At 73.7% G+C, this 21,903-nt stretch carries 25 protein-coding genes; 17 read left to right on the plus strand and 8 right to left on the minus strand.

All coding sequences use genetic code 11. From position 1 onward, the window contains the following. Positions 1-61 precede the first annotated feature (61 nt). Both BM093_RS03900 and BM093_RS03905 read left to right on the plus strand, forming a co-directional pair. Positions 62-2,659 (plus strand): DNA translocase FtsK, encoded by a 2,598-nt coding sequence (locus BM093_RS03900; protein WP_093337216.1) that lies wholly within the window; start codon positions 62-64, stop codon positions 2,657-2,659. A 235-nt stretch (positions 2,660-2,894) separates the two neighbouring features. After that, positions 2,895-3,770, plus strand: a complete 876-nt coding sequence (locus BM093_RS03905) for a YceI family protein (RefSeq protein ID WP_177238245.1) — start codon at positions 2,895-2,897, stop codon at positions 3,768-3,770. Here the strand turns inward: BM093_RS03905 and BM093_RS03910 are convergent. After that, on the minus strand, positions 3,749-4,933 hold the full coding sequence (locus BM093_RS03910) for an FAD-dependent monooxygenase (protein ID WP_093337220.1): 1,185 nt from the start codon (positions 4,931-4,933) through the stop codon (positions 3,749-3,751). The genes BM093_RS03905 and BM093_RS03910 overlap by 22 nt on opposite strands. A gap of 94 nt (positions 4,934-5,027) precedes the next feature. Between BM093_RS03910 and BM093_RS03915 the strand changes: the two genes are divergently transcribed. Then, positions 5,028-5,897: a GntR family transcriptional regulator gene (locus BM093_RS03915; RefSeq protein WP_093337223.1), complete on the plus strand. Its 870-nt coding sequence runs from the start codon at positions 5,028-5,030 to the stop codon at positions 5,895-5,897. Here the strand turns inward: BM093_RS03915 and BM093_RS03920 are convergent. After that, positions 5,884-6,351, minus strand: coding sequence for a tRNA (cytidine(34)-2'-O)-methyltransferase (locus tag BM093_RS03920; protein WP_093337225.1), 468 nt, complete (start codon positions 6,349-6,351; stop codon positions 5,884-5,886). The two genes, BM093_RS03915 and BM093_RS03920, sit on opposite strands and share 14 nt — an antisense overlap. A 365-nt stretch (positions 6,352-6,716) precedes the next feature. Continuing rightward, positions 6,717-7,619, minus strand: a complete 903-nt coding sequence (locus BM093_RS03925; protein WP_093337228.1) for a hypothetical protein — start codon at positions 7,617-7,619, stop codon at positions 6,717-6,719. Between the two features lie 86 nt (positions 7,620-7,705). On the opposite strand from BM093_RS03925, the gene BM093_RS03930 reads away from it, so the two are divergent. From BM093_RS03930 to BM093_RS03970, 9 genes are all read left to right on the plus strand, one after another. Further along, positions 7,706-9,070, plus strand: a complete 1,365-nt coding sequence (locus BM093_RS03930; RefSeq protein WP_093337230.1) for an SRPBCC family protein — start codon at positions 7,706-7,708, stop codon at positions 9,068-9,070. A gap of 48 nt (positions 9,071-9,118) precedes the next feature. Continuing rightward, the gene (gene gvpJ, locus BM093_RS03935; protein WP_093337233.1) at positions 9,119-9,505 is read left to right on the plus strand and encodes a gas vesicle protein GvpJ; all 387 of its coding nucleotides are present in this window, start codon (positions 9,119-9,121) and stop codon (positions 9,503-9,505) included. After that, complete coding sequence (locus BM093_RS03940; protein WP_093337236.1) at positions 9,502-10,266, plus strand: GvpL/GvpF family gas vesicle protein; 765 nt, start codon at positions 9,502-9,504, stop codon at positions 10,264-10,266. Before gvpJ ends, BM093_RS03940 begins: the two co-directional genes overlap by 4 nt. A 2-nt stretch (positions 10,267-10,268) precedes the next feature. After that, complete coding sequence (locus tag BM093_RS03945; RefSeq protein WP_093337239.1) at positions 10,269-10,517, plus strand: gas vesicle protein GvpG; 249 nt, start codon at positions 10,269-10,271, stop codon at positions 10,515-10,517. Positions 10,518-10,986: 469 nt separating this feature from the next. Further along, on the plus strand, positions 10,987-11,937 hold the full coding sequence (gene gvpO, locus BM093_RS36970) for a gas vesicle protein GvpO (RefSeq protein WP_245773283.1): 951 nt from the start codon (positions 10,987-10,989) through the stop codon (positions 11,935-11,937). Between the two features lie 77 nt (positions 11,938-12,014). Then, on the plus strand, positions 12,015-12,743 hold the full coding sequence (locus BM093_RS38300) for a gas vesicle protein (protein WP_425439098.1): 729 nt from the start codon (positions 12,015-12,017) through the stop codon (positions 12,741-12,743). Between the two features lie 2 nt (positions 12,744-12,745). Then, positions 12,746-13,519 (plus strand): GvpL/GvpF family gas vesicle protein, encoded by a 774-nt coding sequence (locus BM093_RS03960; RefSeq protein ID WP_093337241.1) that lies wholly within the window; start codon positions 12,746-12,748, stop codon positions 13,517-13,519. Next, entirely contained in the window at positions 13,516-13,740 is a 225-nt protein-coding gene (locus tag BM093_RS03965; protein WP_093337244.1) for a gas vesicle protein, read from the plus strand. Before BM093_RS03960 ends, BM093_RS03965 begins: the two co-directional genes overlap by 4 nt. 137 nt (positions 13,741-13,877) lie before the next feature. Beyond that, on the plus strand, positions 13,878-14,111 hold the full coding sequence (locus BM093_RS03970) for a gas vesicle protein K (RefSeq protein ID WP_218162653.1): 234 nt from the start codon (positions 13,878-13,880) through the stop codon (positions 14,109-14,111). On the opposite strand, the gene BM093_RS03975 is transcribed toward BM093_RS03970, so the two are convergent. Beyond that, positions 14,044-14,394: a helix-turn-helix domain-containing protein gene (locus tag BM093_RS03975; protein WP_093337246.1), complete on the minus strand. Its 351-nt coding sequence runs from the start codon at positions 14,392-14,394 to the stop codon at positions 14,044-14,046. The two genes, BM093_RS03970 and BM093_RS03975, sit on opposite strands and share 68 nt — an antisense overlap. Positions 14,395-14,538: 144 nt before the next feature. On the opposite strand from BM093_RS03975, the gene BM093_RS03980 reads away from it, so the two are divergent. Next, entirely contained in the window at positions 14,539-14,943 is a 405-nt protein-coding gene (locus tag BM093_RS03980; RefSeq protein WP_093337249.1) for a hypothetical protein, read from the plus strand. Positions 14,944-14,957: 14 nt separating this feature from the next. Here the strand turns inward: BM093_RS03980 and BM093_RS03985 are convergent, their stop codons facing one another. Both BM093_RS03985 and BM093_RS03990 read right to left on the minus strand, forming a co-directional pair. Next, positions 14,958-15,782: a helix-turn-helix domain-containing protein gene (locus tag BM093_RS03985; RefSeq protein ID WP_093337252.1), complete on the minus strand. Its 825-nt coding sequence runs from the start codon at positions 15,780-15,782 to the stop codon at positions 14,958-14,960. Between the two features lie 42 nt (positions 15,783-15,824). Next, positions 15,825-16,334 carry an amino-acid N-acetyltransferase gene (locus BM093_RS03990; RefSeq protein ID WP_218162645.1) on the minus strand — a complete coding sequence of 170 codons (510 nt, stop codon included), beginning with the start codon at positions 16,332-16,334 and terminating at the stop codon, positions 15,825-15,827. 82 nt (positions 16,335-16,416) lie between these two features. On the opposite strand from BM093_RS03990, the gene rimO reads away from it, so the two are divergent. From rimO to BM093_RS04010, 4 genes are all read left to right on the plus strand, one after another. Continuing rightward, positions 16,417-17,934 (plus strand): 30S ribosomal protein S12 methylthiotransferase RimO, encoded by a 1,518-nt coding sequence (gene rimO, locus BM093_RS03995; protein WP_245773284.1) that lies wholly within the window; start codon positions 16,417-16,419, stop codon positions 17,932-17,934. Next, positions 17,931-18,539, plus strand: a complete 609-nt coding sequence (pgsA, locus tag BM093_RS04000) for a CDP-diacylglycerol--glycerol-3-phosphate 3-phosphatidyltransferase (RefSeq protein WP_093337256.1) — start codon at positions 17,931-17,933, stop codon at positions 18,537-18,539. Before rimO ends, pgsA begins: the two co-directional genes overlap by 4 nt. A gap of 172 nt (positions 18,540-18,711) precedes the next feature. Next, complete coding sequence (locus BM093_RS04005; protein ID WP_093337258.1) at positions 18,712-19,077, plus strand: helix-turn-helix domain-containing protein; 366 nt, start codon at positions 18,712-18,714, stop codon at positions 19,075-19,077. Positions 19,078-19,274: 197 nt separating this feature from the next. After that, the gene (locus BM093_RS04010; protein WP_093337260.1) at positions 19,275-20,132 is read left to right on the plus strand and encodes a PspA/IM30 family protein; all 858 of its coding nucleotides are present in this window, start codon (positions 19,275-19,277) and stop codon (positions 20,130-20,132) included. A 316-nt stretch (positions 20,133-20,448) separates the two neighbouring features. Here the strand turns inward: BM093_RS04010 and BM093_RS04015 are convergent, their stop codons facing one another. Next, positions 20,449-21,312, minus strand: coding sequence for a DNA-formamidopyrimidine glycosylase family protein (locus BM093_RS04015; RefSeq protein WP_093337262.1), 864 nt, complete (start codon positions 21,310-21,312; stop codon positions 20,449-20,451). A 10-nt stretch (positions 21,313-21,322) separates the two neighbouring features. Then, positions 21,323-21,751, minus strand: coding sequence for a DoxX family protein (locus BM093_RS04020; protein WP_093337545.1), 429 nt, complete (start codon positions 21,749-21,751; stop codon positions 21,323-21,325). Positions 21,752-21,903 lie beyond the last annotated feature (152 nt).

Genomic DNA, 21,903 nt, shown 5'->3' on the forward strand with positions numbered 1-21,903 from the left:
CCACTCACGGGCGCGGAGCGCCTCTGCGGTTCGATCATCGCTCCGGGCTACCGTGGGTGACATGGCGGGACGCACGAGTACGGGCAGGACCGGAACGAGGGCGGCCGCGGGCCGCGGCTCGGGGCGGTCCGGCTCGCGCGCGTCGTCGGCACGCAAGCGACCGGCCACCCGCCGCACGCCGCCGAAGCGCCAGGGCCCCGACCTGATCGACCGCGGGATCGACGCGGTCGGGCGTGGGGTCGCCAAGACGTTCCGCGCGTCCGGCCGTGCCGTCGGGCGCACCCGCGACATCGACCCGGCGCACCGCCGCGACGGTGTCGGCTTCGCGATGCTCGTGCTGGCGGTGATCGCCGCGGCCGGGCTGTGGTGGCAGGCCGGCGGCTCGGTCGGTTACTGGTTCACCTTCGTGGTCCAGGCCGTGATGGGCGTGGCCGGGGTGCTGCTGCCGGTGATCCTGCTCGCCGTCGGCGTCGTGCTGGTGACGGCCCCGCCGCACCCGGAGGCCCGCCCGCGGATCGTCGCCGGGACGCTGCTGCTCGCCCTCGGGGTGCTCGGGCTGGTGCACCTGGCCCACGGCGCCCCGTCCGAGCCGGATGCCTGGCGGGGTGCGGGCGGGGCGATCGGCTACGTCGCCGGGACCCCGCTGGAGGCCGGGCTGACCCTGTGGACGGCCGTCCCGGTCCTGGTGCTGCTGACGCTGTACTCGCTGCTGCTGGTGACCGGCATCCCGGTGCGGGAGCTGCCGGACCGTATCCGGCGGCTCACCGGGCAGCTGCCACCGGAGGACGATGCCGACCCCGATGCCGACCCCGACGCCCCGCGCACGGTCGCGGACGCCGTCGCCGAGAAGGAGTCGGCCGGGGCCGACGGAGCCGACGGGACACAGCCGAAGCGCCGGCGCCCGGCGCGGCGCCGCCAGGGGGCCAGCGAGGCCGACGCGTTCCGGCTGGAGGAGGGCGAGCACGCACCCGCCCCGGCCGAGGACGGTGGGGCCGCGTCGGCCACCCCGGCCGCCGGCGCCCCGGCCGCCGGCACCGCAACGCCGGCGGCGAAGAAGCCGCGCAAGCCCGTCGTCGAGACCCCGCCCGCCGAGGAGGCCCCGCCGAGCGAGGGCGAGCAGCTCTCGATGGCGATCCGGGAGCCGGTCGGCGAGACCGAGTACGTCCTGCCGCCGCCGGACGCCCTCGAGTCCGGTCCGCCGCCGAAGTCGCGCAGCTCCGCGAACGACGCCATGATCGAGGCGATCACCGGCGTCCTCGACCAGTTCAACATCGACGCCCAGGTCACCGGCTTCACCCGGGGGCCGACGGTCACCCGCTACGAGATCGAGCTCGGCGCGGGCGTGAAGGTCGAGAAGATCACCCAGCTGCAGCGCAACCTCGCCTACGCCGTCGCCAACGACAACGTCCGGCTGCTGGCACCGATCCCCGGCAAGTCCGCGGTCGGCATCGAGGTGCCCAACACCGACCGCGAGATGGTCCGGCTCGGCGACGTCCTGCGGTCGAGCAGCGCGCGCAACGAGCAGCACCCGATGGGCATCGGGCTCGGCAAGGACATCGAGGGCCACTACCTGGTCGCGAACCTGGCGAAGATGCCGCACCTGCTGGTGGCCGGCTCCACCGGTTCCGGTAAGTCGAGCTTCGTCAACTCGATGCTGGTGTCGCTGCTGACGCGGGCGACGCCGGACGAGGTCCGGATGATCCTGATCGACCCCAAGATGGTCGAGCTGACCCCCTACGAGGGCATCCCGCACCTGATCACGCCCATCATCACCCAGCCGAAGAAGGCCGCCGCCGCGCTGGCATGGCTGGTGGAGGAGATGGAGCAGCGCTACCAGGACATGCAGGCCAGCCGGGTGCGCCACATCGACGACTTCAACCGCAAGGTGCGCTCCGGGGAGATCACCGCGCCGCCCGGGTCGGAGCGGGTGTACCGGCCCTACCCCTACATCATGTGCATCGTCGACGAGCTCGCCGACCTCATGATGACCGCGCCGCGCGACGTCGAGGACGCGATCGTCCGGATCACCCAGAAGGCCCGTGCCGCCGGGATCCACCTGATCCTGGCGACCCAGCGGCCGTCGGTCGACGTCGTCACCGGTCTGATCAAGACCAACGTGCCGTCCCGGCTGGCGTTCGCCACCTCGTCGCTCACCGACTCCCGGGTCATCCTCGACCAGCCCGGCGCGGAGAAGCTGATCGGCATGGGCGACGCGCTCTACCTGCCCATGGGCGCGGGCAAGCCGGTCCGCATGCAGGGCGCGTTCGTCGACGACGACGAGATCGCCAAGGTCGTCGGCTTCACCAAGGAACAGGCCGAGCCGAGCTACACCGAGGGCGTCACCACGGCCAAGGCCGGGGAGAAGAAGGAGATCGACGCCGACATCGGCGACGACCTCGAGCTGCTGCTGCAGGCCACCGAGCTGATCGTCACCTCGCAGTTCGGGTCGACGTCGATGCTGCAGCGCAAGCTGCGCGTCGGCTTCGCCAAGGCCGGCCGCCTGATGGACCTGCTGGAGACCCGCAACATCGTCGGGCCCTCGGAGGGTTCCAAGGCCCGCGACGTGCTGGTGAAGCCGGACGAGCTGGAGAACGCGCTCTACCTGATCCGCGGCGGCGGGACCGCCGACGGCGGCGAGGTCGGCGACGACGACGAGTGACCGGCGACGACGAGTGACCGGCGACGACGAGTGACCGGCGACGACGAGTGACCGGCCGGCCGTGGGCCGGGCCACCCGCGGGTGACGGCGGCGGTGTGACGCGCACCAAGTGCGGTCACTCTTTCGCTTGCGCGGGTTAACGACCGGATCACGAACGTGCCAGAGTGGCGGACGGGTCACCGCCCGGTGCCCCGAACGTCGTCCCGCCCGCACCCGGGCGGAGGAGGTCTGGCCGGTGTTCTGGAGGAAGAAGGACCGTCGTCGTCCGGCGCGGGGGACCACCGACCGGCACGCGCTGGTCCCGGTCCCGCTGACCGGCGGCGTGCTCTCGGGGCAGGTCCGCGACGGCCAGGGCGGAGCGCTCGCCGGCACCGAGATCTCGGTGATCGACGCGGGCGAGCGCCGGGTCGTCCACCTCGACACCGACCCCTTCGGCCGTTTCACCGCCTCCGTGATGCCGGGCCGCTACCGGATCCGGGTCGAGGTCGGCGGGTACCAGCCGCTCACCGAGGTCGTCGAGGTCGCCTGGGGCGAGCACACGGACATGGGGTCGCTCGTGCTGGGCGAGGACCCGGCGCTGCGCCCGCCGCGGCCGGGCGTGTTCGAGATCGACCCGGACCACAGCGCCGTGCGCTTCGTGGCCCGGCACATCGGGATGTCCAAGGTGTACGGCCGGTTCAACCGGTTCCAGGGGCGGATCCGGATCGCCGAACCGTTCGAGGAGTCCTCGGTCGACGTCGTGATCGACGCCGCGAGCGTCGACACCAACGTCGAGGCCCGCGACACGCACCTGCGCTCGCCCGACTTCCTCGACGTGGAGCGCTTCCCGGAGCTGCGGTTCTCCAGCGTCCGGTTCACCGCGCTGGGCGGGAACCGCTGGCGGGTCGACGGTGACCTGAGCCTGCACGGCCTGACCAGCGACGTCTCCCTCGACACCACGTTCCTCGGCTCCGCGGAGTGGAACGGGGACCGGGTCGGCGCCGTCGCCGGCACCGAGCTGCACCGCGAGCACTACACGCTCAACTGGCAGCAGATGATCGCGAAGGGGCTGCCCGTCGTCGGCTCGACGATCCGGATCGCGCTGGACGTTCAGGCCGTCCGGCAGTCCTGAGCCCGGCGGCCGGCGGCGTAGTCCGGCAGGTCGATCGCGGTCGCCGCCGAGGCCACCCAGTGCTCCTCGATCCCCGGCGCCGCCTCGGACGCGGTCATCTCGCGCACCCGGGCGGCATTGGTCAGCGCCAGCTCCTGGTTCGCCGCCACGAACCCGCGCATCTGGCGCTCGTAGGCCGCGAACGCGGCCGCGTGGTCGCCGCGGGCCCGGGCCAGCTCGCCGGCCAGGACGTACCCGCCGACCATCGCCAGGCTCGTGCCCTGCCCGGACAGCAGCGTCGCGCAGTACCCGGCGTCGCCGACCAGCGCCACCGGCCCGCGCGACCACGACGGCATGCGGACCTGGGTGGTCGGGGTCAGGTAGAAGTCCTCGGCGCCGGCCATGCCGTCGAGCAGCTCGGGGATCCACCAGCCCCCGCCGGCGAAGTGCTTCTCGATCAGGCGGCGTTGCGCGTCGAGATCGCGATGGTGGTAGGCGGCGTCCGGGTCGGTGCAGCCCATGATCACCCGAGCCTCGGCGTTGTCCCGCGCGGTGTAGAGGCCGACCATCGCGTCGGGCCGCTGCAGGAAGACCTGCCAGCGGTCCAGGCCGAACGTGTTCGGGACGGTGAAGACGGCGACGTGCTGCCCGAGCGGGAGCAGCCGGCCGTCGTCGTCGGGACCGAAGGCCAGCCGGCGGACCCCGGAGTGCTGGCCGTCGGCGCCGACGACCAGGTCGAACCGGCGGGTCACCCCGCTCGCGAAGGTGACGAGCACGCCGCCGTCCCCGGAGGGCTCCAGCGCGGTGGGCCGGTCGCCGTAGCGGACGTCGAGCCCCGCACCGGCACCGAGCAGCAGGCGGGTCAGATCGTCGCGCAGGATCTCGACGTCGTCGTTGCCGAGCGGTCCGCCGGTGAGCGTGACCTCGGTGCTGCGGAACAACTCGGTGCCGTCCTCGCCGACCACGGACATGCCCCGCATGTCGGTGCGCGCGGCCCGCAGGTCCACGCCCACCCCCATCCGGTCGGCCACGGTGAGCGCGGGGCCGCGGACGTCCACGGCCTGCCCGCCGGGCCGCGGCGCCGGAGCCGCCTCGACCACGACCGGGTCGAACCCGTGCCGGCGCAGCCACCACGCCGTCGTCGTGCCGGCGACGCCCGCGCCACAGATCAGGATCTCGGTCATCTCGTCCTCCTCGGTACGGTGTACGCCCGAGCCTGTCCCGGGGGCCTGCAGCGATCCCACTGCTGTACCGGAACAGGTGGTACAGGAGGACGACATGGCGGACGGCCCGTCGGACCGGATCGCGGCGGAGCTGCGGTCCCGGATCGCCGGCGGTGAGTTCCGGCCGGGTGACCGGGTCCCCTCCACCCGCGAGCTGGTCGCCGAGCACGGGGTCGCGATGTCGACCGCGGCGCGGGCACTGGCCCGGCTCCGCGAGGACGGGTGGGTCCGCACGGTCGCGCGGGTCGGGTCGGTCGTCGCCGACCGCGCCCCCGCCCCGGCGGCGACGTCCGTGCCGGAACGGTCCCGGGTGGTGGCGACGGCGGTGCGGATCGCCGACGAGGAGGGGCTGTCCGCGCTGTCGATGCGCCGCCTGGCGGCCGCGGTCGGCGTGCCGACGATGTCGCTGTACCGGCTCGTGCGCAGCCGCGACGAGCTGGTGCTGCTCATGATCGATGCGGTGTTCGGCGAGATCGTGCTGCCGCCCGCCCGCGGGTCGTGGCGGACCCGGCTGGAGGCGGCGGCCCGCACCCAGTGGCGGGTGCACCGGCGTCATCCGTGGCTGTCCCGCGTGCTGTCGCTGTCCCGGCCGCAGGCGGTGCCCGCGCTGCTGCGGCTGGCCGAGTACGAGCTGGCCGCGCTGGAGGAGGTCGTCCCGGATCCGGTGGAACGGTTCGACCTGCACGTGGTGCTGACCGGCTTCGTCCGCAGCACCGCCCTCGACCTCGCCGCCGAGCGCGACGCCGAGGCGGACACCGGCGTCGACGCCGACACCTGGGTCGACCACGACCCGGCCGTGCACACCGCCCTGCGCCGCTACGGCGGTCCCGCACTGGGCCGGATCGCGAACTACCCCTACGACCTGCAGCGGATCTTCGACACCGGGCTGGCGACCCTGCTCGACGGGATCGTCAGGTCCCGCTGAACCCGTGCTGGCGCCACGCCTCGTAGACGGCGACGGCGGCGGCGTTGGCGAGGTTGAGCGAGCGGTTCGACGGCCGCATCGGCAGGGCGACCCGGTCGGTGACCCAGCTCGCCCGCCCCACCTGCGGCGGTAGTCCGGTCGACTCGCGGCCGAACAGCAGCATGTCGCCGGGGACGTAGGCGACGTCGGTGTAGCGGGTCCGCGCGTCCGTGGTGAACGCGAACACCCGCGCGCCACGGTCGGTGACCCACTCGGCGAACGCCTCGGTTCCGGTGTGGACGACGACGTCGGCCAGGTCCCGGTAGTCCAGCCCGGCCCGGCGCACGGCGGCGTCGTCGAGGGAGAAGCCCAGTGGCCGGACCAGGTGGAGTTCGGCGCCGGTGTTCGCGGCCAGCCGGATCACGTTGCCGGTGTTGGGCGGGATCTCCGGGGTGTGCAGGGCGAGGCGGAACACGCGCAGGGCATATCACGCGGGTGCCGGAGCGGCGTTCGACGGGCGTCCCGTCCCGGACAGGACCGGTCGGAGCACCCGTTACTCCATTCACGAACAACAGGTGCAAACGAATGTCGGGTTTCACCCCGAGTCCTACACCCGGAAAGCCCAACTGCGGTTGCCGCGCCGCGTTCCGGGTAATTCCGGATCCATGGTGGTGGCGAATGTTGATCGGCAATTGCCGTGCCCGGCGGCATCGGATCCGATGTGTCACAGTCCCGGGCGTCGGAAGAACGCGGGCATTCGTCCGGAGCACCGCGCTCGTGTCGGGAGGAACCGAGGACGATGAGTAACGCCTCCAAGATCGGAATGGCCGTCGTGGGCGGCTATGTCCTGGGACGGACGAAGAAGGCCAAATTGGCGATCATGCTCGGGGGCGCGCTCGCGGGACGGAAGCTGCGGCTGACCCCCGGCGAACTGCTCTCCCAGGGGTCCAAACTGGTCTCGAGCTCCCCCGAACTGACCCGGTTGTCCGATGCGGTCCGGGGCCGGTTGTTCGACGCCGGCAAGCAGGCCGCCGTGGCGGCGGCCGGTAACCGGCTGGAGTCGCTCACCGACTCGCTGGTGGAGCGGGTGGAGAACTTCGGCAAGCCGGTCGAGCAGGTGTCCGGCGCGGCCGGGGACGCCGCCGGAGCCGGGGTCGAGAAGGCCGGGGAGACCGCCGGTGCCGCCGTCGAGGGCGCCGGAGAGGCCGCCGAGTCGACGACCGACGCGGCCGGGGACGCGGTGGAGTCCGCGGGTGGTCCGGCCGGCGCTGCGGCGGGCACCGCGACCCGGCGGGCCGGGAAGGCGGCCGGTTCCACGACCCGGGCCGCCGGTCGTGCGGCATCGGGGGCGACCGCCCGGTCCCGCAAGTCATCCGATGCGGACGGCTCCTCGGACAGCTCCTCCGACCCGGACAGCTCTTCCGGCACGGACAGCTCCTCCGGAACGGACGGCGACGGCGGGGACGCACCCGTCCGGCGCCGGACCGCGAGTTCACGGAGCAGCGAGTCCGCAGGTGCGAGCGGGTCCGACGCGAAGGGAACGCGGTCGTCCGGGTCCGGGCGACGTTCCGGCACATCATCGGGCACCTCGGCGTCGGGAACTTCGTCGTCAAGGACACGGTCGTCGGGCACGAAGCGCACGGCGAGTTCCTCGGGTTCGGGGCGGTCCGCCGGCTCCGGTAAGGGCTCGAGTGGTGCGAAGAGCTCGAGCTCCGGGTCGTCACGGAAGTCCTCGAGCTCCACCTCGTCGAGCCGCGGGTCCTCGTCGTCCTCGTCCGGTGGCCGGACGGCACGACGTGGCGGCAGCGGACGTTCGGAGGCGTGAAGCGATGGCGGAGACCGAACAGGGCAACGGGCTGCTCGACCAGCTCCCGACCGACCGGCTCAAGGACGCCGCGCAGCAACTGCTCACCGCGGCGACCCAGCGCGCGGTCGAGGCGGCACTGAACCAGGTGGAGGGTCTGAGCGACCGGCTCACCGACGTCGCCGAGAACGGCGGGGTCGGGCTGCAGGCCGCGCTGCGCGGCGGCTCCGAGGCCGCGGAGGGCGGGAGCCCGGTGACGGGTGCCCTCAAGGGCGGGCTGTCCGCGGCCAAGGACAAGGTCCTCGGCGCGGTCGGTCTGGGCGGTGATTCCGGCGAGGAGTCCGGCGACGGCTCGGGCGGTGGTGGCTCGGGTGGCGGCGGCCGCGGCAAGTTCAAGTTCATGAACATCGTCGAGGAACTCGACGTGGGTGTTCCGGTGCGCGTGGCCTATGACCAGTGGACCCAGTTCGCGGACTTCCCGACCTTCATGAAGAAGGTCCACACGGTCGATCAGGAGTCCGACGAGAAGACGAATTGGCACGCGCAGGTGTTCTGGTCCAAACGCACCTGGAACGCGACGATCCTCGAACAGATCCCGGACACGCACATCATCTGGCGATCCCAGGGTGCAAAGGGATACGTGAACGGGATCGTGTCCTTCCACGAACTCGCCCCGAACCTGACCAAGGTCCTTCTGGTCCTGGAGTACTACCCGGTCGGCTTCTTCGAGAAGACCGGAAACCTCTGGCGCGCGGTCGGCAGGCGGGCCCGCCTCGAGTTCAAGCACTACCGGCGGCACGTGATGGTCCAGACCCTGCTGGAGCAGGACGAGCTGGAGGGCTGGCGCGGCGAGATCCGCGACAGCGAGGTCGTGAAGACCCATGAGGAGGCGCTGGAGGAGGAACGCCGGCAGGCCGAGGACTACGACTCCGAGGACTACGACGACTCCCAGGACTACGACGACGAGGAGTACGACCCCGAGGACTACGACGAGGACTACGACCCCGAGGACGACGAGTCCGAGGACGACGACTACGCCGGAGACGGCGAGGACGACGGCCCCGAGGACCACGAGCTCGAGGATCCCGACGCGGTCGCCGACGACGAGGGCTACGCAGCCGACGACGACTACGACGACGAGCCGGTCGATGACGAGCCGGACGAGTACGAGGACGAGCCGGCCGACGAGGCCGACGCCGATGAGGACTACGAGGCCGACGCCGTCGAGGCGGACCCGGCCGACGACACCGGGGATGACGACACCGGGGATGACGACACCGACTACGAGGAAGCGGCCGAGGACCCCGACGAGGCCGACGAGGACGACGACGCAGGCGGACGCCGCACGAGCGGCCGTCGCCGCCGGACGGGGGCAGGTGTCCGTGGCTGACCGCACCGCACCACCGCCGGTGACCCACGAGCGTGAAGGAGACCGACGATGACTGTGAGCCAACGACAGGGCCCGTCCCGAGTCGAGCGGGCCCCGCAGGGTGACCTCGCACAGGTCATCGACCTGATCCTGGACAAGGGACTGGTCATCGACGTGTTCGTGAAGGTGTCGCTGGTCGGCATCGAGCTGATCACCATCGATGCCCGGATCGTGATCGCCAGCGTCGACACCTATCTGCGGTTCGCCGAGGCCACCAACCGCCTGGACCTGCACCAGAAGGGCGGCAAGGACCTGGGGCAGATGGTCGGGGGCATGACCGAGAACGCGGCCGAGGGCAAGACGAAGGGCGCGGCCCGCGGCATGCTCGACGCCGGCAAGGAGAAGGTCGACGAGATGCGTGGCGAGCGCAGCGGCAGCCGGGAGCGCAAGCGGTGAGCGGGGAGGACTCCGCCACCTACGTCTACGCCGTCGTCGGTGCCGGGACCGACCTGCCGGAGGGGCTCGAAGCGGTCGGCGGCGGCACCGAGGTCGCCGTGATCGACCACGGGAAGCTGGGCGCGGTGGTGAGCGACGTCGCGCGCGATCGTCCGCTGGGCAAGCGGGCCGACCTCATCGCCCACGAGACCGTGGTCAACACCCTGGCCCGGGAGCTGACCGTGCTCCCCATCCGGTTCGGGGGTGTGGTCTCCGACGACCGCGCGGTCGTCGACGAACTGCTCTCCGGGAACCACGACTACTTCGTGTGGGCGCTGGAACAGCTGGAGGGGAGCCACCAGTTCGTCCTGCACGGGCGCTACGACCAGGACGAGCTGGTCCGGGGCGTCCTCGAGTCGGATCCGCAGCTGGCCGAGCTGGGCGACTCCCTGCGGGGCAAGGACCCGGATGCCACCTACTACGAACGCATCCGGCTCGGGGAGGGGATCTCCGAGCAGGTCGAGCGGATCCGGCAGGCCGACGCCGAGCACGCGGTCTCGGCGCTGGAGCCGTTCGCGGTGGCGTTGGCGGTCAAGGAGATCGCCGACGAGGACGGGGCCGTCCACGTCGCGGCGCTGGTGCACCGGGACCACCGGTCGGACTTCGAGCAGGCGGTCGACGCCCTCGGCGACGAGTGGGCCGACCGGGTCACGCTGCAGCTGCTCGGACCGGTCGCCCCGTACGACTTCCTGCCCGAGGCCCCGGACGGGGAGGAGGGCTGACGGTGGGTCTGTTCACAGGTCTGCTCGGCCTGCCGCTCGCGCCGCTGCGTGGCGTCGTCTGGGTCGGCGAGCAGCTGCGCGACCAGGCCCACGCGCAGCTGTACGACCCCGCCGCGATCCGCAGGCAGGTCGAGGAGCTCGAACGTGCCCACGAACGGGGCGAGATCTCAGAGGAGGAGCGGGACGAGCGCCAGGAGGTCCTGCTGGACAGGCTCATGAGCGGTGGCCCGGAGGGCGGTACCGGTGGCTGACCGCGAGCGTGACGAGAAGCCCGTCCGGCGCCGGGCCGGCGAGTCGAGGGACCGGCCGGACACCGAGCGGCCCCGGCGCCGGCGCGCTGACAGCGCGGAGCCCGGCGAACGTGGTGAGGGGCGCCGTCCGCGCCGTCAGGCCGACGACGGGTCCCGTGACGGCGTGTCCCGCAACACGGGTGCCCGCGACAAGGGGGCCCGTGGCACGGGGGCACGTGACAAGGGTACCGGTGACAAGGAGGCCCGTGACAAGGAGATTCGCGACGGGGGTGCCGAGCGTCCGCGGCGCCGCCGTTCGACGGAGGCGCCGGCGCGGCGCACCACGAGCGGGTCGCGCCGGACGCGCACCGATCGGGACACCGACCGGCCCCGCCGGACGCGTCCGGAGCGGACCGAGCGGGAGACCGCGCGACCGCGCCGGACGCGCGCGGGGAAGGGACCCGCACGGGATGACGAGCCGGACGACCTGATGGGCGAGGCCCCCGACGACACCGAGGACACCGACACCGGGGACACCGACACCGAGGACACCGCCAACCCCGACGCCGGCGAAGCGGCTTCCGGGGACCGGGATGCCGAGGACGCGGACGCCGATGGCGTGGATGCCGACGCCGACGACGCGGATGCTGACGAGGCGGACGCTGAGGACCTCGGTGCCGAGGACGCAGACGCCGAGGACACGGACGCTGAGGACGCCGACGCTGAGGACATGGACGTCGATGACCGTGGTGCCGAGGATGTCGATCTCGAGGATGCCGCCGGCATGGAGGTCGACGACGCCGACGACACGGGCGGTGAGCAGCCCGAGGGCGATGCCGAGGACGACCTCGGCGAGATCGACGACGAGGACGGAGACGAGTCCGCTCCGGACGACGATCCCGGGTCGGACGACGACACCGACATGGACGACGACACCGAACTCGACGACGACACCGAACTCGACGACGACACCGAACCCGACGACGACCCCGAACCCGACGACGACCCCGAGCTGGACGACGACCCCGACCCGGACGCGGGCGCCGGCATGGACGACGACACCGACACGGACGACGCCGTCCGGGACGACGAGCGGAAGGGCAGAACCGGGCGTTCCGGCACTCGCCGCGACCGGGGCCGAGACCGAGGAGACGCGGACGCGGAGGAATCCGACCCCCCGCCCCGCCGGATCGGCGCCCGGACCGCTGCCCGCGCCGCGGTGGAGCAGGTCGTCGAGATGACGGGGAAGTCCCCGGAGGGCATCACGTCCGTGACCCGCCAGGACGACGGCTGGCTGGTCGGCGTCGAGGTCGTCGAGACCCACCGGATCCCGGATTCCTCCGACGTCCTCGCCATCTACGAGGCAGAGCTGGACGCCGACACCGAACTGATGTCCTACCGCCGGGTCCGTCGCTACCCCCGGGGCCGCGGGGACGACTGAGCCGCGGGAAGACCGAGCCGCGGGAGGACAGAAGGGTGCGCGTCCGCACCACCCGCACGACATGACGACGGAGGATCATGGCCGACACCGTCCGCTGGACCGGTTCCACGAGCCCCCAACGCACGGCCCGCCCGCAGTCGCAGCAGTCCGGCACCGATCTGGCCGACATCCTGGAGCGGGTCCTGGACAAGGGCATCGTCATCGCCGGGGACATCCAGGTGAACCTGCTCGACGTCGAGCTGCTCACCATCAAGATCCGCCTGGTGGTGGCGTCCGTGGACCGGGCCAAGGAGATGGGCATCGACTGGTGGGAGCGTGACCCGACGCTCTCGGCCGGGCGCGGTGACCTGGAGGACGAGAACGCCCGGCTCCGGGAACGGATCGAGCGGTTGGAGGCCGCCGCGTCCGGCGACGGCCAGGGGCCCGACACCGCCGAACTGCCCGAGGGCAGGGACGACGTGAGCCGCACCCGTCCCGAGCGCGAGCGCGAGCCCGCCGCCCGGGCCGAGCGCCGTCCCGACGACCGCTCCGAGCCCGAGCCGGAGGACGGGTTCGAGCCGGAGGACGAGTTCGAGGAGCAGCAGCCCGAGTCCGAGGACGGGCTCGGTGAGCAGGTCGAACCCGATGAGCAGGCCGAGCCCGGTGAGCAGGCCGAGCCCGGTGAGCAGGCCGAGACCGAGGACGCCCCCGAGTCCGAGGACGGGACCGATCCGGAGGCGGAGGAGACCGGCCGGTCCGGGGACGACGAGGACACCGACGAGCGACCGCGCCGGCAGCGGTCCGCGCGTCCGAAACGGAGGCGGTGACCATGGCCGACGACCCGACGTACGTCTACGCCGCCGGCGAGGGCGACCCACCCGAGCTGCCGGGTGGTCTCACCGGCGTCGCCGACCGGCCGCTGCGGGTGATCGAGGCACACGGCATGTGGGCGGCGGTGAGCACCGTGCCGTCCACCGACTTCACCCAGGACGCCCTGCAGGAACGGCTGGAGGACCTCGCCTGGCTGGCCACGACCGCCCGCGCCCACCACGACGTCGTCGACGAGCTCGGCAGGTGGACCACGCCGGCCCCGATGGCGCTGGCCACCGTCTACCTCGACGACGACCGGGTGCGCGCGATGCTCGACGAGCGCGGCACCGAGCTGGCCGGGATCGTGCGGCGGTTCCGCGGTCACACGGAGTGGGGGGTGAAGGCCTACGTGGCCCCGCAGGCCACCCGGGAACCCGAACCGGCCGGTCGTGCGGCGTCCGGTGCGGACTACCTGCGCCGCCGGCGCGCGGCCCGTGATCGTGCCACCGACGCCGACAGCGTCGCGCACGACGCCGCGGAGCGGTTGCACGAGGCCGCCGCGACGCATGCCGCCGACACCCGACGGCACCGGCTGCACGCCCCGGCCCTGACCGGTCGCTCCGACCGGATGGTGCTCAACGGTGCCTACCTCGTCCCGGCCGGGGACGAGGACCGCTGGCGCGCCGCCGTCGACGATGGCGGCGACGGCGGGCTGACGGTCGAGATCACCGGGCCGTGGGTGCCGTACTCGTTCGTCGCGGTGCCGGCGCAGCCGGCGGAGGAGGGCCGATGACGGGGACCGTCGCGCCCGTCGAGAGCGCTGAGCCGGTGTCCGGGCTCGCGAACCGCGAGATCGCGCTGGTCGACCTGCTCGACCGGCTGCTGGCCGGCGGCGTCGTGCTCGCCGGTGACCTGACGGTGTCGCTGGCCGGGGTCGACCTGATCCGCATCTCGTTGCGGGCGTTGATCACGTCGATCACCCCGGTCGGCCCGGCGGAGGAGGAGCCGTCGTGAGCGGGTCGGAGGCGAGCCGCGTCGGCCTGCACGACAACGCGGGTCGCGACGGTGCCGCCGACAACGCGGGACGCGTCGACATCGACAACAACGCGGGACGCGTCGACATCGACAAGGACGCCGTCCGCCGGGACCTGATGAAGCTCGTGCTCACCATCGTCGAGCTGCTGCGTCAGCTGATGGAACGGCAGGTGCTGCGCCGGGTCGACCAGGGCGACCTCGACGACGAGCAGGTCGAGGACCTCGGGACCTCGCTGATGCACCTCGAAGAGGCGATGGACGAGCTCACCGAGCAGTTCGGGCTCACGCTCGGGGACCTGAACCTCGAACTCGGCCCGCTCGGTCCGCTGCTGCCCCGGGACCGCTGGTGACGGCCCGGACGGCGCGGACCTGCTCGTCGTACTCCCGGCGCCGGATCCGCAACGACCGGGTCCCCGCTGCGGTGAGGCGGTACCCGCTGCCGTCGGGGCGGTGCACCAGCCGGTTGCGTTCGAGCCGGTGCAGCGCCCGGTACCCGACCCGCCGGGACAGCTCGACCGCCCGGTCCGAGCGCTCGTGCACCGCGCGCAGCACCGCGGCCCCGTCCCCGGGAGCGGTCGCCACCGCGCCGAGGAGCAGCAGGTCCAGCAGCGACCGGTCCTCGATCCGCACCATGGTCGAACGCCTCCTTCCGAGGGGGCCGGGCACCGCCTACCCGCCGGGGCCGCCGCGGAACACCCGTGGCGGTGCGGCGGGTCGGCAGGCGCCCGGGCGGGGCGCCTGCGGCCGGGGAGCCGGCGGTCCGGGCGCGGTGCACCGATGAGCGCGCCGACCGCCGCGGCGGGGGCCGACCCCACGGTCGCCGAGCTGGGCACCCGGGTGCGCGAGGCCGGCGAGCGACTGCTCGCCGCGCTGATCGACCGGTGCGCGGGGATCGCCCTGGAGAAGGTCGACGAGCTGGCCGCCGGGCTGGAACGGGTCGCGGCGGACGCCGGCGTCGGTCCCTCCGCGGCACTCGGGGCCGGATCGGCGCTGCTGCAGGGCCGCAGCCCGCTGTGGGGCGCGCTGCGCGGCGGATGGGCCGCGCTGGGGACCGCGGCCCGGATCCTGGCCGGCGTCGTGCTGGCCTTCGCCCCGGTGCTGCTCGTGGTGGCGCTGCTCGTGGCCGTGGTGGCGGCCCTGGTGTGGGCGGTGGTCGCCGCCGTCCGGGCGATCGCGGGCTGAGCGATGGTGCCCGGTCACGGCGAGCCGGGCGGGGGCGGACGTTCGGTCAGCCAACCCCCGGCCGTGGTCCCGGCGAGCTCCCGGAAGTCCCGGGCCAGGTGCTGCTGGTCGGCGTAACCACAGGTCACAGCCACCTCGGCCAGTGCGGGGGCGGCGGGGGAGCGCAGCAGGGTGCAGGCCCGCTCGAACCGGATCACCCGGGCCGCGGTCTTCGTCCCGAGGCCGGTCTCGCGCCGGATGCGCTCGCCGAGGTGCCGGGGTGACCAGCCGACGTCCGCGGCCAGGTCGGCGACCCGCAGCGTCCCACCGGAGCGGATCAGCAGATCCCAGGCGCGGCCGACCTCGGCGGGGCCGCGAACTCCGGACGGCGCCGACGCCGCGATCCGGCACAGCTCGGCGTCGAGCAGCGCGCACCGCTCGGCCCACGACCCGGCCGCGTGCAGCCGGTCCAGCAGTGGCTCCACCCCCGGGAGCAGGGTGGCGAGGTCGACGACGTCGAACGCCAGCTCGGCCGCGGGCAGGCCCAGCAGCACCCGGGCGCCCCGCCAGGTCAGCGCCAGCTGCAGCCCCGCCTGCTCCGGCCCGGTCGCGATCACCGCGGGGCTGGCGTGCAGCCCGGCCGCCGACGCCGCGTACGGGCCGCCCCCGCCCGTCGCGCCGGGTTTGCGCAGCAGCTCCACTCGGCCGTCGATGCAGAGGATCACGGTGAGGTGCGCGCTGGCGACGCCCTGGTGGGTCCCCGGGGGCCCGGCGGCGCTGCGCCACGCCCAGATCTCGGGAACGAGCGGGCGCAGCGCGGCCGACGACCGCCACCGCCACGCCCCGACCGGTTCCGTCACGCCGACCCGCCCCGATGCTCGCTCCGCACGCCGTGCCGCGACCTACAGTGTCAGCAGCATCCGCACGTTGCCCAGTGTGTTCGGCTTGACGTGCGCGAGGTCCAGGAACTCGGCGACGCCCGCGTCGTAGGAGCGCAGCATCGCGGCGAACACCTCGGCCGACACCGGCGTCCCGTCGATCTCGGCGAAGCCGTGCCGGGCGAAGAACTGCTTCTCGAAGGTCAGCACGAACAGCCGCTTGAGGCCGAGCTCGCGCGCCCCCTCGATCAGCGCGGCGACGATCCGGTGCCCCACCCCGCGGCCCAGCACGGACGGCGACACCGCGACCGTCCGGATCTCGCCGAGGTCCTCCCACAGCACGTGCAGCGCGCCGCAGCCCACGACGGTCCCGTCGATCTCGGCGACCAGGAACTCCGGCACGGCCTCGTAGAGCGTCACCGTCTCCTTGGCCAGCAGCACCCGCCCGGCGTACTCGTCGACCAGCTCACGGATCATGCGGACGTCCGGGGTGCGGGCGCGGCGGACGTGCACGGCGGGGAGTGGATCGGCCACGACCGCTCAGCCTAGAGGGTCGCCCCGCCCCGTCCCGACGCCGCGCCCGGGGCCGTCCCGCCCGCCGTCTATCCTGGAGGTCGTGGCTTCCCCCGAGAACGCGCCCCGGCGCGCCGCCCTGCTGACCCTGGGCTGCGCACGCAACGAGGTCGACTCCGAGGAGCTCGCCGGCCGGCTGGCCGGGTCCGGCTGGGAGCTGGTGGACGCCGAGGACGGCTCGGCCGACGTCATCGTCGTCAACACCTGCGGGTTCGTCGAGCAGGCCAAGAAGGACTCGATCGACACCGTGCTGGCCGCGTCCGACGTGGCCCGCCCGGCCGGGGCGAAGGTCGTCGCCGTCGGCTGCCTGGCCGAGCGGTACGGCGCGGAGCTGGCGCGCGACCTGCCCGAGGCCGACGCCGTACTCGGGTTCGACGCCTACCCCGAACTCGCCGAGCGGCTCGGGGACGTGATCGGCGGCCACGCGCCCGCCCCGCACGTGCCCACCGACCGGCGCATGCTGCTGCCGATCTCGCCGGTGGAGCGGCCCGCGGCGACCGCGGACGTCTCGGTGCCGGGGCACGACTGGGTGCCCGACATCGCGCGGGTCGCGCGCACGCGCCTGTCCGGCGGGCCGGTCGCGTCGCTGAAGCTGGCCTCGGGCTGCGACCGGCGCTGCGCGTTCTGCGCGATCCCGTCGTTCCGCGGCAGCTTCGTGTCCCGCCCGCCGGCCGACGTCCTCGGCGAGGCCGCCTGGCTGGCCTCCGACGGCGTGCGGGAGCTGGTGCTGGTCAGCGAGAACTCGACGTCGTACGGCAAGGACCTGCCCGGTGGCACCCGTTCCCTGGTCGACCTGCTGCCCGGCCTCGCGGCGATCGAGGGCATCGAGCGGATCCGGGTGTCCTACCTGCAGCCCGCGGAGCTGCGGCCGGACCTGCTGACCGCGATCGCCGGCACGCCTGGTGTCGCCCCGTACTTCGACCTGTCGTTCCAGCACGCCAGCGCGGCGGTGCTGCGCCGGATGCGCCGCTTCGGCTCGCGCACCGACTTCCTCGACCTGTGCTCGCGGATCCGCGAGCACGCACCCGAGGCCGGGATCCGCTCCAACGTGATCGTCGGCTTCCCCGGTGAGACCGAGGAGGACCTGGTCGAGCTGGAGCAGTTCCTGATCGGTGCCCGGCTCGACGCGGTCGGGGTGTTCGGCTACTCCGACGAGGACGGCACCGAGGCCGAGGGCTACGACGGCAAGGTCGACCCGGCCGAGGTCCGGGCCCGGGTCGAGCGGATCTCCGCGCTCGTCGACGAGCTGATGGAGCAGCGGGCCGAGGAGCGGGTCGGCACCGACGTGGTGGTGCTCGTCGAGCGCGCCGCGGACGACTCCGGTGACGGGGACTTCTCCGGCGAGGACGTCGTGGGCCGGGCGGCCCACCAGGGGCCGGACGCCGACGGCGAGTCCACCGTCGTCGCGGCCGCCGACGGCGGGCCCGAGCCGTCCGACCTGCGTCCGGGCGACCTCGTGCGGTGCCGGGTCGTCGACACCGAGGGCGTCGACCTGGTCGTCGAGGCGCTGGAGATCGTGTCCCGGGCCGGCGCCGCGGCGGCCCTGGCGGGGAGCGGATGAGCTCGTCGCAGCCGGCCGGGGAGACCGTCCCGGTCGGCGGGCAGGCGCCGCTGCTGAACATCGCGAACGCGCTGACCTGCCTGCGGCTGGTCCTCGTACCGGTGTTCGTCGCGGCCCTGTTCACCGAGGGCGGCACCGACACGACCTGGCGCCTGGCCGCCTTCGCCGTGTTCGCGGTCGCCGCCCTGACCGACCGGCTCGACGGCCAGCTGGCCCGCAGCCGCGGTCTCGTCACCTGGTTCGGCGCGCTCGCCGACCCGATCGCGGACAAGGCGCTGACCGGTGCCGCGCTGATCGGGCTGTCGATCCTGGCCGTCGTCCCGTGGTGGGTGACGATCGTGATCCTCGGCCGCGAGATCGGCATCACGGTGCTGCGGTTCGTCGTCATCCGCCGGGGAGTGATCCCGGCCAGCCGGGGCGGCAAGGCCAAGACGGTCGCGCAGACGGTCGCGATCGGGCTGTTCCTGCTGCCGCTGGTGCTGCTGTTCCCCGGGGCCGCGGTCGCCGTCCTGGCCGTGCAGTGGACCGCGATGGTGATCGCGCTGGTGCTGACCGTGGTGACCGGTGCCGACTACGTCGTCAAGGCCGTGCGGGCGAGCACCTGACCGTCGGCCGGCGGGATGGGATCGGCGCGTCCGCGCGTTGGAATGTTCGCCGTGGGCGGACAGGCTCACGGGTGTTCGACCGCGCAGGGCAGGCCCGCGAGTCGGTACGGTGATTCACACCGGTCCCCGCGCCCCGGCGCCGGTGACCCGGTGGACGAGTCGAGGAGGGCACATGCTGCTGCGGGAAGCGATCGGCAGCCGGCTGCGGGAGGCGCGTACGTCGCGCCGGCGCACGCTGCGCGACATCTCCCGGGCGGCGCGGATCAGCCTCGGGTACCTCTCGGAGGTCGAGCGCGGTCGCAAGGAACCCTCCAGCGAGCTGCTCGCCTCGATCTGCGAGGCCCTCGGCATCACGGTCCCGGACCTGCTGACCTCGGTGGCGGTCGAGATGACGGCGGCGAGCGAGGCCGCGCTGCCCGCCCGTGAGGACGTCCTGGTCCCGATCGGCCAGCGGCACACCGAGCTGCGCCTCGCCGGTCGTCCCGGCACTCCGGTGGCCGCCCCGGCCACCTCCGGTCCGGTCGCGTCCGCGGCCTGACCGGCACCCGGCCGTCGCCGGGGACCGCTCCGGATCGTCACGGTAGGGTGCGCTCGTACTGGCAGCGGTGTCAGGATGGAGAGGGCCGGAGCGCGAGCGCCGACCGCGGGGGGATCGCGGAGTCGGTTGTGCCCGGTGCGCCCGTTCGACGAGCGGGTTCAGTCGTAAGCGAGCGCTGGCGGAGGTAGGCGGAGAAGATGGCCAACGGATTCACCAAGGCCTGGAGCTACCTGATGGCCCTGTTCTCGTCGAAGGTCGACGAGCACGCGGACCCCAAGGTTCAGATCCAGCAGGCCATCGAGGACGCCCAGCGCCAGCACCAGCAGCTGTCGCAGCAGGCGGCGGCGGTGATCGGCAACCAGCGGCAGCTGGAGATGAAGCTGAACCGGCAGCTGGGGGAGATCGAGAAGCTGCAGTCCTCGGCCCGGCAGGCACTCGTCCTCGCCGACCAGGCCCGCGCCCAGGGCGACGAGCAGAAGGCCCAGCAGTACGAGCAGTCCGCCCAGTCGTTCGCGACCCAGCTCGTGACGGCCGAGCAGGGCGTCGAGGACCTCAAGACGCTGCACGACCAGTCGATCGGTGCCGCCGAGCAGGCCAAGCAGGCCGTCGAGCGCAACTCGATGGTGCTGCAGCAGAAGATCGCCGAGCGGACCAAGCTGCTCAGCCAGCTCGAGCAGGCCAAGATGCAGGAGCAGGCCGCGAGCTCGCTGCAGCAGATGAGCGAGCTGTCCGCGCCCCGCAACGCCCCGTCCCTGGACGAGGTCCGCGACAAGATCGAGAAGCGGTACGCGAACGCGCTCGGTTCGGCCGAGCTCGCCCAGAACTCCGTGCAGGGCCGGATGCTCGAGGTCCAGCAGTCGACCACCGACATGGCCGGTGCGTCCCGGCTCGACCAGATCCGGGCCTCGATGTCGGGCGCCCCGATCGCCGGCGGGCAGGAGGCCCCGCAGGTCCGACAGGGTGAGCAGAGCACCCAGCAGCTGGGGGCGTCGCCGGCCCCGGCCCAGCAGCAGAACCCGGCGCAGCAGAACCAGCAGCAGCCCGGTACCGCCTGACCCGACCCGGGCACCGAACGACGCCGCCGGACCCCGGTCCGGCGGCGTCGTCGTATGTCGGGGGCCGGTGGCGCCGCTGCGTCGCGCTTCCGGGCGAGCCGTACGCTGCGGCGGGCAGTGGGGGACCGGCGGTGGACGAGCCGGCAGGCCGGAGCGGACCGATCCGAGGTGCCGCCGTGCACCACGTCCGGCCGGTCGGTGCGCCAGGCCCGGGCCGGCCCCGCCGACAGCTCCGGGATGTGGTCGACGAGCTCGTCCCCTCGGGCGCGCCGTGTCGAATCCGGCGTTCTCCAGCAGCTCGGCCGGGCGGCCGTGCTCAACGACCGGCGGGCGGGCGGCCCGGCGCACCGCGCCGCGGGCCGGTGTTGCGGCGGACCGGGCGGGGTGCGGGGCCCTGCTGGCAGCGCGGGCACCAGTAGGTCACCCGCGCGTAGGGCGGTTCGCCCTGGTCCGCGGTCCGGATCCGGGCCCCGCAGCGCCGGCACGGCCGCCCCGCCCGCTCGAACACCCAGTGCGCCTCCCCGGCCGCGAGCGACCCGGTCGTGGTCTGCTCCGGACGGTCCTTGTTGGACGACAGCAGCCGGTGCGACAAGGCGATCACCCTCGGCAGATCCCCGGCCTCGCGCACCGGGACCCACGGCGTCAGTCCGAGCAGGAAACAGATGTCGTTGCGGTAGAGGTTCCCCAGCCCGGCCATGACCCGCTGTTCCAGCAGCACGAGCCCGAGCTGGTGGTCGGCGCGGGCGGACATGCGGCGCAGCGCCTCGGCCGCGTGCTCCTCGCCCCAGGCCGGGTCGAGCAGGTCGGGCCCGAGGTGACCCACGAGGGTGTGCTCGTCGGCGGTCGGCAGCAGCTCCAGGTCGTGCAGGGCGAACCCGACCGCGACCCGGTCCGCGGTCTCCAGCACGGCGCGTGCCTCGTGCGCGGGCCGGCGCCAGCGCATCCCGGGACGGTAGAGGTGCCAGGCGCCGTCCATGCGGAAGTGGCTGTGCAGGCTGCGACCGTCGTCGAAGCGGGTGAACAGGTGCTTGCCGACCGGGACCACGGCACCGACGGTGGACCCGGCCAGGTCGTGCTGCACCAGCCTCGGGTGCCGGAGCTCCCCGCGGACGAGCCGCTGCCCGGCCAGCGCCGTGTGCAGCCGCTTGCCGGCCAGGTACACGGTGTCTCCCTCGGGCACGCCGGTGACGCTACCCGCGCGCGGGCACCCGGTCCGCCGATCGCGCCGGGCGGACGCGCGCGATCCGCAGCGCCCACAGCACCAGCGGGACCTGCAGCGGGAGCCGCCCCCAGGCGATCGCGCGGTACACCGGCGGCTTGCGCTGCCACTGCAGTGCCATCGACACGTTCGCCGGGAACACCGCCGCGAACAGGGCGGTCGCGGCCCAGCCGCCGGCCCGCCGGGTCCGCGGCCAGGCGAGCGCCGCGGCCACCGCGCCCTCGGCGGCACCGGACGCGTACGTCCAGAACCGCGGCTCACCCGGCAGGGACTCCGGCACGATCGAGTCGAACGGTTCCGGCCGCACCACGTGCAGGACGGCGGCGGTGCCGAGCAGGCCGGCCAGGGCGTGGGCCGTACGGCGGTCGCGACGGGTGCGGTCGGGGGAGCGGCGGATCATGCCCCGGATCGTGCCATCCGGGTGCGGCGAGCGCCGGGCGTCGGCGGCCACGGGCACTCGACCCGACGCCCCGCCTCACCGAACGCCTCCCGGCCCCGCCGCCCCGCCGGGCCTGGCGCCGTGCCGGCCCGCCGGGCGTGTCGCCGTGCCGG

The organism is Pseudonocardia ammonioxydans, from assembly GCF_900115005.1.
Taxonomy (GTDB): domain Bacteria; phylum Actinomycetota; class Actinomycetes; order Mycobacteriales; family Pseudonocardiaceae; genus Pseudonocardia; species Pseudonocardia ammonioxydans.